Annotated in this window: 15 protein-coding genes; 9 read left to right on the forward strand and 6 right to left on the reverse strand. The window is 52.3% G+C overall.

Annotated elements, in window-relative coordinates; translation table 11 throughout:
* The first annotated feature begins 16 nt into the window (after nucleotides 1-16).
* From FQ192_RS32460 to FQ192_RS32490, 7 genes are all read left to right on the forward strand, one after another.
* Nucleotides 17-940 carry a LysR family transcriptional regulator gene (locus FQ192_RS32460; protein ID WP_129440967.1) on the forward strand — a complete coding sequence of 308 codons (924 nt, stop codon included), beginning with the start codon at nucleotides 17-19 and terminating at the stop codon, nucleotides 938-940.
* A gap of 131 nt (nucleotides 941-1071) precedes the next feature.
* Nucleotides 1072-2709: a GMC family oxidoreductase gene (locus FQ192_RS32465; protein WP_129440965.1), complete on the forward strand. Its 1638-nt coding sequence runs from the start codon at nucleotides 1072-1074 to the stop codon at nucleotides 2707-2709.
* A 19-nt stretch (nucleotides 2710-2728) separates the two neighbouring features.
* Complete coding sequence (locus tag FQ192_RS32470) at nucleotides 2729-4186, forward strand: aldehyde dehydrogenase family protein (protein ID WP_129440963.1); 1458 nt, start codon at nucleotides 2729-2731, stop codon at nucleotides 4184-4186.
* Nucleotides 4187-4243: 57 nt separating this feature from the next.
* On the forward strand, nucleotides 4244-5353 hold the full coding sequence (locus FQ192_RS32475; protein WP_129440961.1) for an alkene reductase: 1110 nt from the start codon (nucleotides 4244-4246) through the stop codon (nucleotides 5351-5353).
* A gap of 5 nt (nucleotides 5354-5358) precedes the next feature.
* Nucleotides 5359-6396 carry a catalase family peroxidase gene (locus tag FQ192_RS32480; RefSeq protein ID WP_256657535.1) on the forward strand — a complete coding sequence of 346 codons (1038 nt, stop codon included), beginning with the start codon at nucleotides 5359-5361 and terminating at the stop codon, nucleotides 6394-6396.
* A complete protein-coding gene (locus FQ192_RS32485; RefSeq protein ID WP_129440959.1) occupies nucleotides 6393-6935 on the forward strand; it encodes an antibiotic biosynthesis monooxygenase in 543 nt (180 codons plus the stop codon). Before FQ192_RS32480 ends, FQ192_RS32485 begins: the two co-directional genes overlap by 4 nt.
* 376 nt (nucleotides 6936-7311) lie before the next feature.
* The gene (locus FQ192_RS32490; protein ID WP_129440957.1) at nucleotides 7312-8739 is read left to right on the forward strand and encodes a mechanosensitive ion channel family protein; all 1428 of its coding nucleotides are present in this window, start codon (nucleotides 7312-7314) and stop codon (nucleotides 8737-8739) included.
* Between the two features lie 215 nt (nucleotides 8740-8954).
* Here the strand turns inward: FQ192_RS32490 and FQ192_RS32495 are convergent, their stop codons facing one another.
* The 3 genes from FQ192_RS32495 to FQ192_RS32505 form a co-directional block, all read right to left on the reverse strand.
* Nucleotides 8955-9278 carry a transposase gene (locus tag FQ192_RS32495; RefSeq protein ID WP_218570130.1) on the reverse strand — a complete coding sequence of 108 codons (324 nt, stop codon included), beginning with the start codon at nucleotides 9276-9278 and terminating at the stop codon, nucleotides 8955-8957.
* Nucleotides 9279-9320: 42 nt separating this feature from the next.
* Complete coding sequence (locus FQ192_RS32500) at nucleotides 9321-9884, reverse strand: Druantia anti-phage system protein DruA (protein WP_256672431.1); 564 nt, start codon at nucleotides 9882-9884, stop codon at nucleotides 9321-9323.
* A 430-nt stretch (nucleotides 9885-10314) separates the two neighbouring features.
* Nucleotides 10315-10920 (reverse strand): hypothetical protein, encoded by a 606-nt coding sequence (locus tag FQ192_RS32505; RefSeq protein ID WP_371928241.1) that lies wholly within the window; start codon nucleotides 10918-10920, stop codon nucleotides 10315-10317.
* Here FQ192_RS32505 and FQ192_RS32510 point away from each other — a divergent pair.
* A complete protein-coding gene (locus tag FQ192_RS32510; RefSeq protein ID WP_306108904.1) occupies nucleotides 10894-11121 on the forward strand; it encodes a helix-turn-helix transcriptional regulator in 228 nt (75 codons plus the stop codon). The genes FQ192_RS32505 and FQ192_RS32510 overlap by 27 nt on opposite strands.
* A 467-nt stretch (nucleotides 11122-11588) precedes the next feature.
* The gene (locus FQ192_RS34765) at nucleotides 11589-11807 is read left to right on the forward strand and encodes a BPSL0761 family protein (RefSeq protein ID WP_306108905.1); all 219 of its coding nucleotides are present in this window, start codon (nucleotides 11589-11591) and stop codon (nucleotides 11805-11807) included.
* A 132-nt stretch (nucleotides 11808-11939) separates the two neighbouring features.
* Here FQ192_RS34765 and FQ192_RS32520 read toward each other — a convergent pair whose 3' ends face one another.
* The 3 genes from FQ192_RS32520 to FQ192_RS34145 are packed head-to-tail and all read right to left on the reverse strand — an operon-like array spanning nucleotide 11940 to nucleotide 16167.
* Nucleotides 11940-12350, reverse strand: coding sequence for a hypothetical protein (locus FQ192_RS32520; RefSeq protein ID WP_129440939.1), 411 nt, complete (start codon nucleotides 12348-12350; stop codon nucleotides 11940-11942).
* A complete protein-coding gene (locus FQ192_RS32525) occupies nucleotides 12350-14404 on the reverse strand; it encodes an integrase (RefSeq protein ID WP_129440938.1) in 2055 nt (684 codons plus the stop codon). Before FQ192_RS32525 ends, FQ192_RS32520 begins: the two co-directional genes overlap by 1 nt.
* Complete coding sequence (locus FQ192_RS34145) at nucleotides 14401-16167, reverse strand: hypothetical protein (protein WP_178129305.1); 1767 nt, start codon at nucleotides 16165-16167, stop codon at nucleotides 14401-14403. The genes FQ192_RS32525 and FQ192_RS34145 overlap by 4 nt, the downstream gene beginning before the upstream one ends.
* Between the last annotated feature and the right edge of the window lie 100 nt (nucleotides 16168-16267).

Consider the following 16267-nt stretch of genomic DNA (forward strand, 5'->3'; position numbering starts at 1 on the left):
TTCACGGATTTAGAACTTGAATAAACTATCTGAGATGCATTCTTTCGTCACAGTGGCGGACACGGGCAGCATTTCTGAAGCCGCTCGTCGTTTGGGTACGGCCAAGTCGATGGTCTGCCAGCGGATTCAGCAACTAGAAAAACGCTTAGGAAGCATCTTGCTAGAGCGTGGTCGGCAGACTCGCCTGACTGAGTCTGGCGAGGTTTTTTACCGTCATTGCATAAGTATCCTTGCTGATGTTGAAGATGCCGAAAACGCGGTCTTGACGTCTCAGTCGACTGTTCGCGGTAGTTTGCGTATTGCAGTTCCGATGGCTTTTGGGATGCGCTATCTGACGCCGATTCTGTCGTCTTTCGCCAGGCAATATCCGGAGCTGGAACTGGACGTTGAATTCGATGACCGTCGCGTCAATTTGCATGAAGAGGGGTTTGATGCGGCGGTTCGCATTGGTGAATTGCCGGACTCTTCGCTAGTGGCCAAAACCATTACCCCCAATCGCCATATCATCTGTGCCAGCCCGGATTATTTGAGTGCTCATGGCACACCGAATATCCCGCAAGACCTGGCCCAACATTACGCCATGCTCTACGTGAATCGCGAACCTCATGGCATGTGGACGCTACCGGTGAACAACACATTGGAGTCATTCCGTGTGCGCTGTCGAATGCGTACCAATTGTGGCCACCAACTTATGGAAGCGGCCAAGGCGGGTCTCGGGCTTGCGATACTGCCCACATTCCTGGCCGCGCAGGCCATTGTGGACGGTGAGCTGAGAGAGGTGCTGGAGCCTTATGCGCCTCGTGGCGGCAATATTTCTGTGGTCTATCGTCAGTCGCAGCGAACCTCGCCCAAGCTCCGTGTGCTAGGCAGTTTCCTCAGTGAGCAGATCGGCAACCCGCCGATTTGGGATCAGATGCTGACAGCGCATTTGCAGCCATAGTGTTGAGTCGTTCGAAAAAAACGAAACATCGATTCGCTTTTCTCTGGCTTATGGGGGGCTGAACACTGACTTATCCTTTTTTCCAACAGGCGCATTACCAGCGTCTGAAAGGAAGAAATGGAGGAGGATGGATGTCAGTTTCCTTAAACAACCCCGCTCGCCGTGCTGTGTTGGCCGGTGGTGTTATGGCTGCCGCTACCCTCACAGTGGGCAGTGGTTTAGCGCGTGCACTGGAGCCTGCTGGCAAGGCCAGAAAGAGCGACGGACAGCCGAGCGCTTTCGATGTGATCATCGTCGGTGGTGGCTCGGCTGGCGCAGTGCTAGCTCGACGCTTGAGCGAAAACACTGACCGTCGGGTGCTACTGCTGGAAGCTGGGCATAGCTATAGCCCTGGAAGTTATCCTGCGCTTGTTGCGAGCAGCGATATTGTTGGCGCCAATGGCAATCCTGAATTTGAGTGGGGCTACAAGACTCAACCGGGTTACATCAATCATCCCATCGGCGCTCTGCGCGGCAAGGTGTTGGGCGGTAGTTCGGCGATCAATGGAGCCGTGGCAATTCGTGCGCGGCCTACTGATTTCGAGCGCTGGGGGCTACCAGGCTGGAGCTATGAGGAGTTGTTGCCATTTTTCAAGAAACTAGAAACCCATAGTGCGGGTTCTAGTCGCTTGCACGGCCATGATGGCCCTCTCCCAGTTCATCAACTTAGTGATGCCGACGTCACGCCGATGCAGCGGGCTTTTATCAGCGCGACAGTGGCGAATGGCTACACGAAAGTTGGCGACTTTGATGGTGCGAATGCAAATGGTGTAGGCCCGTACCCGATGAATATCGTCAACGGTGTACGGGTCAACACCGGCATGGCCTACCTCACTGATGAAGTACGCAGTCGCGCTAATCTGATGATCCGCGCCGATAGCCTTGTAGACAAAGTACTTTTTGATGGTAAGCGCGCGATCGGTGTGCAACTGGCTGATGGTGAAAAGCTCTTAGCCGGTGAAGTCATTCTCTCTGCGGGTAGCTACGGCAGTGCAGCGATCCTACTGCGATCCGGCATAGGTCCGCGTGAGGACTTGCAGGCCTTACAGATCCCGCTGGTTGCTGAACTGCCCGTTGGGCAAAACCTGATGGATCATCCGTTTTATTACAATGCCTACGCGGCAAAACCTGAGCTAATTGGCAGTCAGTCGCCCGCTATCGGTGCCAAGCTCTGGACCCATAGCAGAAAAGCCGAAAACGGCGATCTGGATCTGCACATCACCGCGACCCATTTGTTTCCCCATGAGCAAAGCCCGACGCAGGTTGGCTTTGTGCTCGCAGTCGCGCTGACTCGGCCACTGTCGCGTGGCAAGGTGACCTTAGTCAGTCGCGATCCGTTTGTTGCACCGCGCATTGACCTCAATTTTCTCGCCGAGCCCAAGGATCGTCAGCGTCTGCTTGATGGCATCCGTATGGCTCGCAAAATCGGCACAACAGCGCCGTTGAACACGCTGATTCATTCCGAGCTCAATCCAGGCCCGGGCAATGACACCGATGAGGCGTTGCTTGCCAGTGTCAAAGCCAGTCTTGATACCTATCACCATCCAACCTCGACTGCGCCCATGGGCCGACCGGGTGACGCACAAGCAGTGGTTGATCTTGAAGCGCGGGTGATCGGTGTACAGGGGCTACGTGTAGTCGACGCTTCGATCTTCCCCGATGTGCCTTCGGTGGCGACCAACATCACTGTGATTGCTGCTGCTGAGAAAGTTGCCAGCCTCTACGCTTAATAATCTAGGAATTACCTCTATGAATAACACCCTGGTTTTGAACTGGATCGATGGCCTGTGGCTGGACTCCGGTGTTTATAAAGATTCCATCGACCCAGCGACCTATGAGTGCATTGGTCAATACGCCGAAGGTGGTTTGCATGAAGCGCAGCAGGGGATTGAAGCGGCTAAGCGCTCGTTCGCCGAAACGCCCTGGAAAGATGATCGCAACTTGCGCGCCAAGGTGCTGCTGGAGCTGGCCGATGCGTTTGAGCGCAATGCCGACGAGCTGATTGCCATGCTGGCCCTGGAAAACGGCAAGATCAAACCCGAAGCAGCGTTCGAGGTCACTATGGTGCCCTCCAAGTTGCGCTACTACGCCGCCCAGGCTCGTGCTGAGTACGGTCGAGCAGCAGAGCCTAAGCCCGGCAAAATTTCCCTGGTGATTCGTCAAGCGGTTGGTGTGGCGGGCATTATCGTGCCGTGGAACTCGCCGGTCGTACTGATGATTCGCTCCCTAGCACCAGCCCTGGCGGCGGGCTGTACTACAGTCATCAAAATGCCTGGGCAAACAGCTCAAACCAACGCGTTGGTAGCACGCATCATGAGCGAGTCTGTGTCATTACCGCGCGGTGTTATCAACTTGTTCAGCGAACAAGGCGCAGCAGGTTCCATCCATCTGGTGGAGTCGCCCCAGGTTCCGGTAATCAGTTTTACCGGCAGCACCACAACGGGCCGCGCAATCTCCGCTGCGGGCGCGCAGTCGCTGAAGCGTTTTGGCCTGGAACTGGGCGGGAAGACTCCCATGCTGGTGTTTAACGATGCCGACCTTGATGCAACCGTGCCAACGCTCGAAAAAGCCCTGACCGTATTCGCTGGCCAGTTCTGCATGACGGGTTCGCGGCTGTTGGTGCAGCGCGATATTGCTCCCGCGCTGATCGAGCGTTTGGCTGCGCGACTGGAAGCTGTGCGCGTAGGGCCCGCTGCAGATCCAAGCAGCGAGATGGGGCCTTTGATCGATAAGCCCAACGTTCAGCGGGTTAACCAAGTGGTGGAAGAAGCCATCGCTGGCGGTGCTGAGGTCATCGTGCGCGGTGGCCCGGTAACCGAAGGGCCTTTGGCCGGAGGAGCTTTCTACCGGCCAACACTGCTGCGGGTAACTGATCCCGAGATGCCAATTGTCCAGCGTGAGACATTCGGTCCGGTGCTGACGCTGCAGGTGTTTGATAGCGAAGCAGAAGCGATTGATCTGGCCAACAACAGCGAATTTGGCTTGGCAGCGAGTGTATGGACTCGCGATATCGATCGCTCTTTACGGGTTGCTCGCGAGCTGGAGGCTGGCACTGTCTGGGTCAATGATTGGGCAGTGGTCTACGACGAGTTTGAGGAAGGTGGTTTCAAACAGTCCGGCCAGGGCCGTTTGAATGGCGTGGCGGCGATGGATGATTTCGTTGAATACAAACACATCGCTCTCAATCCCGGCTTACGTCACCACTAAATCCAACTCGCTCGCCTACGCACGATGCTGCGTAGGCGGCTGCATGAGAACTATTTTATGAGTCGTACGAAAAACTTGCTAAACCCTTTGAATGTTGGCCCTCTGACCTTGGCTAACCGCGTGCTGATGGCCCCTATGACCCGCTCACGTTCAGCTCAGCCCGGTGATGTTCCAACTGCGCTGAACGCCCAATACTATGGGCAACGTGCCAGTGCCGGACTGCTGATCAGCGAAGGGATGCCTATTTCACCTGGCGCCAAGGGCTATGCCTATACCCCGGGCATCTATACCGAAGCTCAGCAACTAGGCTGGAAGAAGGTCGTCGATGAGGTACATGACAACGGCGGTCTGATCGCTGCTCAGCTGTGGCATGTCGGGCGTATTTCTCATCACTCGGTATTGCCACAGGGACAGTTACCCCTTGCTCCTTCAGCCATCCGCGCAAAGGCCAAGACTTTCGCGTTTGATTCGCAAGGCTCACCAGCCATGGTCGATTGCGACACGCCGCTGGCGTTGAGTGACGACGGTATTGCCGCAGTGGTGCAGGAGTTTGTCCAGGCCGCACTGTGGGCTCGTGAAGCAGGTTTTGATTTAGTTGAGCTGCAGGGTGCAAACGGTTTTTTACTCGAGCAGTTTCTCTCTGTTACGACCAATCAACGCACTGACCGCTACGGAGGTTCGCTGGAAAATCGTGCCCGATTTGTCCTAGAAGTGGTTGATGCCGTTGCGGCAGCCGTGGGTGCAGAGCGCGTGGGTGTTCGCCTCTCGCCGTGGTGCCCGCCAAGCGTTAACGATATGGACTTCAGCATTGAAGCCCAAGAGATTACGTTGTACTTGGCTGAGGCCCTCAGTGCGCGGGGCATCGCCTATCTGCATTTGTCTGAGTGGCCTGGTGTGCAGTATCCCTCAGGCTTTCGTGCGCAACTGCGCGAGCTATTCAATGGCGCAATCTTTGTTTGTGGCGGCTATCAGCAAACAAGCGCTCAGGACATCCTCGTGCAGGGCCTGGCCGATGCAGTAGCGTTCGGCAAACCCTTTATTGCCAATCCGGATCTGCCGCAGCGTTTTGTTTGTAACGCTGAGCTGGCGCAGCCGGATGGCAATACCTTCTACGGTGGTGATGCCCGCGGGTATACCGACTATCCGGCCCTGGCAAGCCTGAGTTGAGCCCAATGCGACTACCTCTATTTTTGGCCAGCGCAGCATTGGCAGGGGCGCTGGCAGCGCCCTTTGCCATCGCCGTAAACGAAGATGATTTTTCTACTATGAACAACCTGACCCAACAGCAAGACAGTCTTTATGACGCATTGCTTGATGCACTCTATGCAACCTTTGGCAATCACCCTGGCTTTCGCATTACGCATGCTAAGGGCGTGTTGCTGCATGGAATGTTTACTGCAACGCAAGAGGCGGCGACGTTAAGTCGAGCGGTCCATTTCCATGGGCAAGCAGTTCCGGTTCAACTGCGGTTCTCCAACTTTAGTGGTTTGCCAGGTACAGCAGACGCTGACCCGATGGCCAGTCCGCATGGCCTGGCTCTGCGTTTCTCGCTGCCGAGTGGCGAGTTCACGGATATTGTGACGCACTCCTTCGATGGCTTTCCGGTTGCCACGCCCGAAGACTTTCTCCGCTTTTTGCAAGGCATTGCCGCCAATGTCGCTACACCGCCTGATCCGTTGCCGCTGCAAGCATTTCTGGCCACTCATCCAAGAGCACAGCACTTTCTTGAAGCACCTAAACAGGCACCCAGCAGCTACGCCGCTGTGGAGTACTTCGGTGTCAATTCTCTGGTGTTCAGCAATGGCATGGGCGAGCAGCGTATCGGTCGTTATCGCATTGAGCCGCTAGTGGCCGAGACCGTATTAACTGATCAGCAAGCCATAGAAATGCCTGCAGACTATTTGCAAGACGAAATCGGTACACGCCTTGCCAGAGGGCCTGTGAAGTTGCGCCTGGTGGCGCAGTTGGCCGCTCCCGGAGACGCCGTAGATGATGGCTCGATTCCCTGGTCACGCAGCCATCAGGAGGTCGAATTGGGCGTTTTAACCCTCGACGCTGTGGTGCCGATTGCGGAGCAACAGTCCACCCAGCAACGCCTTGATTTCAACCCTGGGCGCATGATCGACGGCATTTCGGCCAGTCACGACCCTATGACTCCAGCGCGCGAACGGATCTACCAGCGAGCTCTACAACGAAGGCAGCAACCATGAGTAGTGATGCTGGTGTGAGTGTAATTGTTCATGAGGTTAACTCGCAGTATCAGGCGCTTTATGAACAGTGGATGAGCAAGGCTATTGAGGCTCATCAAAACTTCCCCGGCTACTTGGCCACGGATATTGTTAAACCGGTAGGGCAACAACTGCGTTACGCGATCATTCTGCGTTTCGTCAGCAAGGAGCACGTCCTGGCCTGGCTGAAGTCTGAGGTGCGGCAAGCGTTGCTGCGCGAGTCGTTGCCATGGCTACGTCAAGACTACTATCGCGCAGACGATGACTCGAAGTTCTGGTTTGAGCCGTTACAAGGTCGAGTCACTGTCGCTCGTTGGAAGCAATGGCTACTGTCCTGGGTGGTCGTATTTCCCTTGACAGTTATCATACCCTGGATGATGTATGCCTTTATTGATCTTACTGAACTGAACATGCCTGCTTGGCTACTCAAAGTATTGGTAGCAGGCTTGATCTCCATGAGCATGGTCTATTGGTTGATGCCTATAGCGACACGCACATTGTCACGCTGGCTGTTACGCTGAGGCATGGGTCGCCCCGAATTTCCTAGGTACTCTATGACCGTTTTTTGGCCGGAATCTGCCTTTCGTGAATGGCCACAACCGGGTAACAGCTGCCGGTAATGAAAAGCAGGAGTGGCCAAAAGCGGTCTTTATGGGAATCTAAAAACTACGGCGATTCAGCTGCCCGGATTGAGCTTTACCTCTGCCGGATGAAACTCATTACCACCATCGCTGCGCGCGACATGTCATTGCGCGCCCCCTGTCTAATGCAGGTCTTCGAGCAGGAAGAAGCAGCCGTGCAGCCTTACACGGGGACTTTGCAGCACTGAGCGTTCACCTTGGCCGTCGATCTAGTCATGCTTACCCCTACCAGCTCTCACCTACCCAGGAGTGCAGCATGCTCGCGCTGATTCACCAACACCTGCTGCTAATCGCCGTCGGCCTGCTGCTAACCGACCTTGCCTGCTGGCGTCTGCTGCCCGCCGAAGCCAAAGTCTGGCGCGTGCTGCTGCGCCTGGGTTTCTTCCTTGCCTACAGCCTAGTGATCATCGAAGCCGGGATGAGTCCGCTGCAGCCTCCGCCGTGGACCGAGCCGGCGCTGAGCATGATGGGCTCGGTGCTGGGCATCGCCTGGTGGCTGCTCTGCGCACGCACCCTGACCGTGGCCCTCGGCGTGCTGCTGATGCCGCGCAGCGGCCACACCGGACGCCTGCTGCAAGACGTGTTGGGCGCGGTGATCTTCGTCGCCGCCCTAGTCGCGGCCGCCGCCTACATCATGCAGCTTCCGGTCAAGGGCCTGCTGGCCACCTCCGGGGTGGTCGCCATCGTCGTCGGCCTGGCGCTGCAGAGCACCCTCAGCGACGTGTTCTCCGGCATCGTGCTGAACACCACCAAGCCCTACCGCCTGGATGACTGGGTGTCGATCGACGGCACCGAAGGCAAGGTGATCGAGATCGACTGGCGCGCCACCCACCTGCGCACCAGCAAGGGCGGTACGGTGGTGATCCCCAACTCGGTGGCGGCCAAGGCCAAGATCCTCAACCTCAATCGCACCACCGATATCCACCAGCTCAGCATAAGTGTCAGCGTGCCAGCGCAGGTACGCCCGCGCCTGGTAATCGACGCGCTGAACCGCACCCTGCAGGGCGTCAGCGCGCTGCTACCGGCACCCAAGGCCAAGGCCACGGTGAAGGCCTCGGACCTGCATACGGTGGAATACGAGATCAGCGGCTACGTCAGTGCCCAGAGCAACAACACCGAAGTACGCAACCTGATGTTCGACCTCGCCCACCGCCACCTGCAAGCCGCCGGCATCCTGCGCGGCAATGAAACCCAGGACGTGGCGCACAGCCGCCAGCGCGCGCTGCTCGACGATGTGAAGATCTTCCTTTCGCTGAGCGCCGAGGAGAAGGATCGCCTGGCCGAACAAATGCAGCCGCTGGCCGTCAGCGTTGGCCAGGTGGTGCTGGAACTGGGTGAGGTCAGCGAACATTTGCTGGTGATCGGTACCGGTGTGGTGTCCGCCGCGGTGCCCGACGGCGAGCGATTCGTCGAGGCCGGGCGCATGGGCCCCGGCGAGATTATGGGTGAACAGGGCATCATCCACGGCACACCTTCGCAGGCAAGTTTCACTGCACTGAGTTCGGGGCTGCTCTATCGCATCGACAAGCCATTGATCCAGGCCTGTCTGGAGCAACGTAGCGAGATCGGCAGCGCCCTGCACAAGCTGCAGAGCTTCCGCGAGCAGAGCAGCGCATCTCTGCTGGTGCAGAGGTCGGTGGCGATCAAGAAAGGCGGTTTTTTCAGCTGGCTGCAGCGTTCTTGAACCGCTAATCCTGAAGCAGAGCACCGGTCACGCAGCAGGCGTGGCCGGCGTCTTTGGGTCGAAAGAGGCCCGTTACGAGCGACCGCTTTTGGCCGTTCTCTGCCGATCTTCACAACGGCGTGTGCTGGTCAAGTTGAATGCAAACGGTTGGTCAGCACGGATGCAAATGAGTGGTTAAGTCCATGCAATTACGCACCAGATGGCGTCGATGCGGATCATCGCAACAGGTCTCGAAGGAAAGCGGCGCAGGCAGCAGCGCTATCGGTTGGCCAGTTTAGTTTGACGGTGCCGCGTGGGTGCAGAATCTCAACGCTGATATTCGATGAAGATACGGGCGCCGTTGTTTGCATAGGCAATGGGATGAATGCTGGTTGAAGCGCCGTGCTTTTCTGCACTTGCACCCGAATCCATTTGTGAACGAGGTTTGCGTTAAGGCTATGGCTGAGGGCGATGCTGGCAATCGATGCGCCGGGTTGGGCACACTCTTGAATGACCTGGGCTTTGAAGGATTTGGAATACGAACGGCGTGTTGGCTGCATGAAATACCCGCTTAAAAGGCTAGAACAGGTGCCCACCTAAATTTAAGTGCACACCATGTCCCGGCTTTGCGGGGTTGGGTAAGCATCCATAAGATTGACAAGCCTGGCGCCGCGATCTTCCGAGTTCCAGCCTATGAATTTGTCTCTTACACCAAGGTTGAAAACCGGATCACCGACCGCAATGATCCCCATTAGCTTCCCATTGCTTTGGTCCCAAACGAGATAACGCAAGCGCCTACCAAAACCGCTGGATACTGGGACGGACCATGACATCGAAGCGAGCCTAAAAAGGTCGCTTTGCCAAGTACCGGACGAAACCCTTTCCAATACTGGAGAGATTTTTTCGGGTTTTACATCCATTCCTGACGCAAAGTATTGCATCAGTTTTCCACCAGCCCTCGTAACGAAGTTCTCGCTGGCGATAAGGCGCTCCTCTCGCTGAGCGCTGTGCAACGTGCGGATCGCATCCTTGCTATTTCCCGGCGCGCGCAAAGCCCCTTCAGCGGTCTTAGTGAAGCCCAAAGAATGCAGGTGCTCGCGAAGCTTTCGCTTCAGGTTGGCTTCCCTGAGATTAACGCCAATAATGATTGCGTTGCCGTTTGGCATCTATTGCTTCCTGCGCAGTATTGATCCAGTTGAGCTTTTTTTAAACCGAGGGGATTGATACACAACACACAGCGAAACAAATGTGAGGAACCAGCCAAACGGATGACGTCAGCATAACGCGTCGCAGCAGCGCCATAGGCCGGCCGAACAAATCAGCCGAACAAATCAAGGGGAGCTTTGCACCTGCCTTTTGGCAAGCTAAATAGGTGCGCTGTACATACTCGCCGGCAAATGCAGTGGCGGCGATCGTACATACACATTCAGTATTTATAAAGGCCGATTAGACGATGTGCCATCACCCCACCGCCATGAAGCGGGGAGAGGGAAGAGAGCGGCCGTGATTGCCATCGTCCCAGTCCACATTCGGGTTGCCAGCCGAGCAATTAGGTTCACGATAATTCATCAGAAGGGTTGCGTCGTAAATTTCGGTTCACCCATACGTACGCAGATGCCGCTCCGCTGAAAAAATTATCTCAGCAATTTTAAGACCTCCGCACGTACTCTCGTGCTGAATGCTGTAGCACGCGCCCCCTTCGACTTTGTAGATGTAACCCGCCAAATTATTCGCATCCCCTTCCGCAAGGCTCACCTCTACAAGTGGCTCCATCACCCAGCTATTTTCGCCCCTCAGGTAGCCAGGAGACATGAGATAGGCTTGAGCAAACCAAGAGTGATCATCCAGTTCCAAAAGCATCCGCTGAAGTATCGGAACTGTCGGAATCATGAGCATGCTACCTACAATGTCGTCACCGTAGTCGCGCACCAGTTCCATGTAAAACCACGGAAAATGCATCTCGAGCTCAACATACTGCCAGTGCTGAACTCGCGCCCCCTCAAAAACGTGTTCTGGAAATAGCTGAGCATGACTATGCGTTTTAAACACGAAAAATCCCCCCAAAATATTAACAATAGTTAATGGAGGTCTGGCGTTCAAGGCGGCTTCATCATTCCTTTTGCGGGGATGAGAAAAATGGAGCTGAAACAAGCGTTTGGTATGGCCTTGAGAGAGATGAGAAAATCTCGTCATCTGAGTCAAGAAGACTTCGGAGGCTGTAGCAGCCAAACCTACCTTAGCCAACTGGAGGGTGGCGGAAAGGGCCCAACCCTTGAAAAGGTGGACGCACTAGCCTCCGTCATGGACGTTCATCCGTTGACGGTTCTGATGCGCTGCTACCTTCTGCTAGATGACACTGCCACATTAGACTCTTTAATCACTCGCATTCGCGAAGAGGTATGAGACGCCTCCCTCTGATCTGCTGGAAGCGAGCAGTACTGCTCCTGTCCCCATTTTCGACCGATGCTACGCCGGTAGCCCGGATTTCCATCGATAGGAATAGGACCTGATTTATAACCAGCCTTGCTTCGTTGCTGCTCGATATACCCAGCATAGATTATGGTTTCAAAACTTCTTGAAATTTAATGCTTGCCGGAAGGAACACGTTACTGTGCTCAGGCTCACGGTACAGTAATCATCGATGCTGATGTGGCAAAGCAGGGTGAATGACCTGTAGCCGATGTACTATTCTCAAGAGGAGTCCGGGGTGCGGTAGCGGTTATTGGACCGGCGTATCTGACCCAAAGTATGAAGCGAAAGATACGCAAAGTGATTTTTTTCTGCTGTGCAGTATCTTCGTAGCTAGCACTACGTCAATTCTACGAATCCGATATTTTAATTATCGCTGATATGGATGGGCCGAGATGACAATGCCATGCGAACGTACTCGTTCAGTAGTCCAAACACGCGATTTCTTGGAAGAGTTGTCCCATGATGAATCGCTACCCGAGCGCGTTAGACGCGACGCCCGCTTTCTCTTGCGCCATTACCCAACTAGGCATGACATGCTGTTAGCGGGAATTATTGAAGAGGGCGAAGATACTGCACTGATAGGGACTCTTAGTCCTGTTTTCAGCTCTTCCTTTTAAGAACAAACTAACTCCCTTGATTTTACAGGCAAGCCATCCCGATATACCGGAATGGCTTCAAGCGCATTCGCGAGTTGCCCAATACGCCTGCAAAACTAGCCAAAGGTTGGCGAAATCCTAGGCCGAATCGAATCAATTGATTCTATAAACATGACCCACTCCCGCTTCAAGTTTCCGAACACGCTCCCACAGCTGGAGATTTTGAGTCAGAACTTTATCACACAGCTCATTAGCCTTGACAAGTCTCACCTCTATTACTGCCAACTTAGCTTCCAGGTATGCAACCCTATCAGCATTTGAAGATTTGGGATTATTAGAAGACTCTTCTCGCAACGACTGTATTTTTGCTATTAATGGTAGGTGCAATTTACGGCTTTTTTTGAGATAGCCAGGGTCGAAACCAGCTTCTCGGCTTACGGCGCCAGCAGTAAGCTTAGACAGGGGTAAACCAACGTGCTCCGCGAGGAAGGGTTTACCAACTACTAGGCGCTGCAATGCCTCCTCGCAAACAATCAATCCTTTACCTGTGGTTCTCTGTTTCATTATTGCAGTTCCACTAAGTCAATAAGGCGACTCTTGAAAGCAAGCATCCGCTCAACTTCACTTTTGACAATCTGATACTCCCCCGAACCTTCTGGATATAAAGTTAGCTCCTGAATCCCAGCTTCAATAGCAGCTACCAATTTGTCAGGTTTAATTACAGCTGCCTCGCAGGCAAGACATTCACTATAATCACCCAAAAGAAAGAAATCACAGCGACCTACCTTTGAACATCCACCAAGCAACGTTGAACGGTAGCTGATAGCTCCATCCTTGACACGCTGCAGGGTCTCGGCTCGAATATCTTCAATATGAATGACACCCGACTCAAATCGCTGTTTCTGCTTTTGCACATATGAGCCAGTACCACCAAATAACGGCTCCTCGCTGAAAAGTAGATCAGCTATTAGTTGATTTGCGACAGACATAGGCATAGCCATCTGAAACTCAAATGCGAAATGATTCGGCGGCAAAACAAATTCTTTTTTTTCAGGATCGTAATACCCAAAAACCGTACGAAGATTCTCAAAGTTATTTGCATAATATTGCGCCATCTGTATGGTCATATGCTTAAATTGGCTTCTCAGCGCGGGCAGCGAAATAAATCCGCTGCTGCTGCCATAGAATGCGAGTGAGCGCCTGAACTGGTGACTAGTTAACGGCCATGAATTGCCAACCGAATATATTGACTCATTATAAAAGTCACGACCAGGATCACTCTGAGCCAGCTCTAGCAGGTCCTCTGCCTGAATCCTCAAACCGCGTAATGCACGCAACTGCGCACTTCGATTTTTAAACTGAGTAACATTAACCCCTAAAGATTTCCGACTATAGCCTACGATTGAAGGACTAAGAAATAGTGGACAGTTAGCATCTGCATTAACTCCATATATACTTGCAAGTCCTCTACAGACTGCCTGAGCTACTTCAACTGCCTTGATGACCTCTACTGGCGCGTACCATGTACCTTCTTTTCTATAGCCTGTAAATTTTGTCGTACTTGATATCACCATTACGGTTAGGGGCTGATCGCGTACCAAACCGTGATCATCAATCACAGGTGGTCTAGAAATTTCCGACGAAAGACAGGAATAACACATCCGCATCACTTCCTGTTCGCGCATACCGGTATATAGATGAATTACAGTTTTCGCCAAATGCTGAATTTTAAGCAAAACTGTCTGAACATCTTTTTTAAAGTCGCATTGAAATTCATCAACTAACACTTTCTCTAGGCCGTGCTCTCGAAGCGCTTGCGCCATGTCGGGTCTATAGTTGGCTTTTCCACCAAGCTTGCGACCTTTCTGGTTGTGTAAATTAATCCCGTAATGCTCGTCAGAAAACGATTTGACGAAAGACTGATAAGATCCAACCCCTTCGTAAAGCTGATCTAGCAGATCCCCTACCACATTGATCAGATTCAAATATATTCGCGTCGGTATCACGGGATACTGTTTAGACTCAGGCCTTCTAAGGTCAAAGCGGTTGGGATTCAATATGTCATACCCGATCCGCTCTCGGCCAACACGCACTAACTGGGACAATAGTCCGGACAAAGCTGATCTATCTGTTCCTGAAAATTGTTCACGAATGACTGATGCCAGATAAACCGGAGTAGAAAAAATCTGTTGCAGAGACAGCACGCCGACAATTGGTTTTTGCTTCTGGGCGTAACCAAATTGCATCACCCCTCGAAGTATCCCCCAATACCTATACAGTGTCGCAACACTAAGTTTGCCGAGCCGCCCACCTCCACCAAAGTAGATCAGACAATACAACAGATATTTTGCCTCTTCAACCAGTGCGTTCTGTTCGTCATCCTGATTGTCAAATACGACAAAGGATATCCTGCTAATTTTATTAGCTGACAACCTATAAGGATTGAAATCCCAAACGCTCTGCCCATATATAGCAGTAGGCTGACCGTTTGCGCTACGACACAATACAAAATCAGCGCTAGGTTTAGAAATTTTTACCGGAGCATTATCTGGCTCACAAGTAACAGAAAAATTTCCGCTACCAAAAAGACTACCTATCGACTCGACACCTCGTTTCAAAATACTACCCCTATCTGTTCGTAGCGACTCAAACGATTTTCCCAAAACGGGGTCAATATACCGTAGCTACAAACTTTCTCTCTGACGATCTCGACCAATTGCAGAGTAGATACGGAGCGTTCACCAATCGCGCTAATTATAAAATTAATTCTTATCGACAAGTCCTTAAACAGAGCATCAGCATGCCCTACGTCTGCGTTTATTTTCCGTACCGAATCAATTACATATTGCAAACTAAAGAGCTTATGCAAATCTTCTTCATCGGAATGACATATATAATGCGAACAGTATAAGCAGCCATACTGTGTTCTACAGTTCGGTTCGATAAACGAAGTGCCCCAGCCCCCTAGGGCAGATGGTTGATTAAAGTCATCACAATGACCTGCCGCAGTTGAGATTCTATCGCCAGAAGAAGTCTCACTACGCTCACGAACTACATCTGCGGCATGGCGCACAGACTGCCAAAACAGACTAAATTCCGTTTCCTGTTGCTCCCATGTAGCCTCAGCATAGGTAGACAGATTAACTGCTTCGGTGTGATTCAGCGACTTGGAAACTGTAGAAGGAGATAAGCGAGCCGAATGCTGTACGTTGCTCTTGTGCTTTCGCATTTTTCGCGAAGATAGCTTTGGAACCTTAGGGTCTAAAAAGACGCCTGAAATAGACCCATGAAATTTTTTCATCGTGCTCGACGCTGAAAACTCTTCAAAACTCTCATTGTTGCCTTGCGTACCTTTAGTCATAGCGAAGAATAAATTAGGCACCTCTTTCCCATTCAATATCCACTCGCGAAGTTTGAGGTACTGCCTTAGTAGCGGTAAACCGTTGTGTCGCCCGATGTTATATAAAGTAGTCTTCCCGCCAGCCCGAAACTTTATAGCTTTTAATTCTTTTTTCAGTGGTGACTTCTCAACCTCTATCGCCTCCTTATAGGTAAATTGAGAAAACTCGGTAGGTGAGGCACCTGTAATCAGCAGAAAGAGTCCGGCGTAAGCTTTTGCAGCGAGAGCGCTCAGATATAATCGATGCCAATGACGATTATTTTCATTAGCCGCATTGACATTTTCTTGCGCCCGTAATACGGCACGATTTGAATCAAACCTAACCATAGTTTTTCGGTCTAGTTTTTTCTTCGCGGCCATATGTTCTTCCGGCGTCGCTACTCGCCGCTGAACGGGATTATAAATTGCCGGGGGTATTTTAAACGGCCCAATCGCTCCGTGATTTGATGGAAACATCACAACTTCATAATCCCTTATATTCACCACGCAAGGATAAGAGCTATTATTCAAAACAAAGTCACTGCAATGCTGCGCTATTGCCAAGAAAACGTCTTTATATAACTGCACATGAGCATCACTTGGCGTTGCAGAACCACTGGGAGCGAGTATTTTTACAACACCAGATAAAATATAGTGAAATGTATCAGGATATAATAACTCAATAATATTTACAGCCCCATCTTGATATCCACTTGCAGTCAAGGGCTTGATCTCTCCAACCATTATTCGGTGATTGAGATAAGACGTAAAATCTCGGTACGCTTGCTGCGCATATACGTCACTTGCGAAAATCTCTTTATAACCATTATTATTTAACCATTCAATAAAATACTCCGAGCGATAGTTCCACGTCAGAATTGAAGACTCACGCATTACGGCGTAGCTCTCAAGCAGCATCATAATCAAATTGCGACGACTCTCAACAAATGAAGATTTAACTACTGGCGTCCCACAATCGTAAACGCTCCATGAACCCCACACTCAAAGTCACCACCTGATCCCAGACGCGGTGCCCCATATTTCTATACCTGTGGCACATAAATAGCTCACCTACCATTTTGCTGGCATAAAAATGCCACTG

The sequence above is a fragment of the Pseudomonas sp. ANT_J12 genome, assembly GCF_008370045.1.
In the GTDB taxonomy this organism is placed as follows: Bacteria; Pseudomonadota; Gammaproteobacteria; order Pseudomonadales; family Pseudomonadaceae; genus Aquipseudomonas.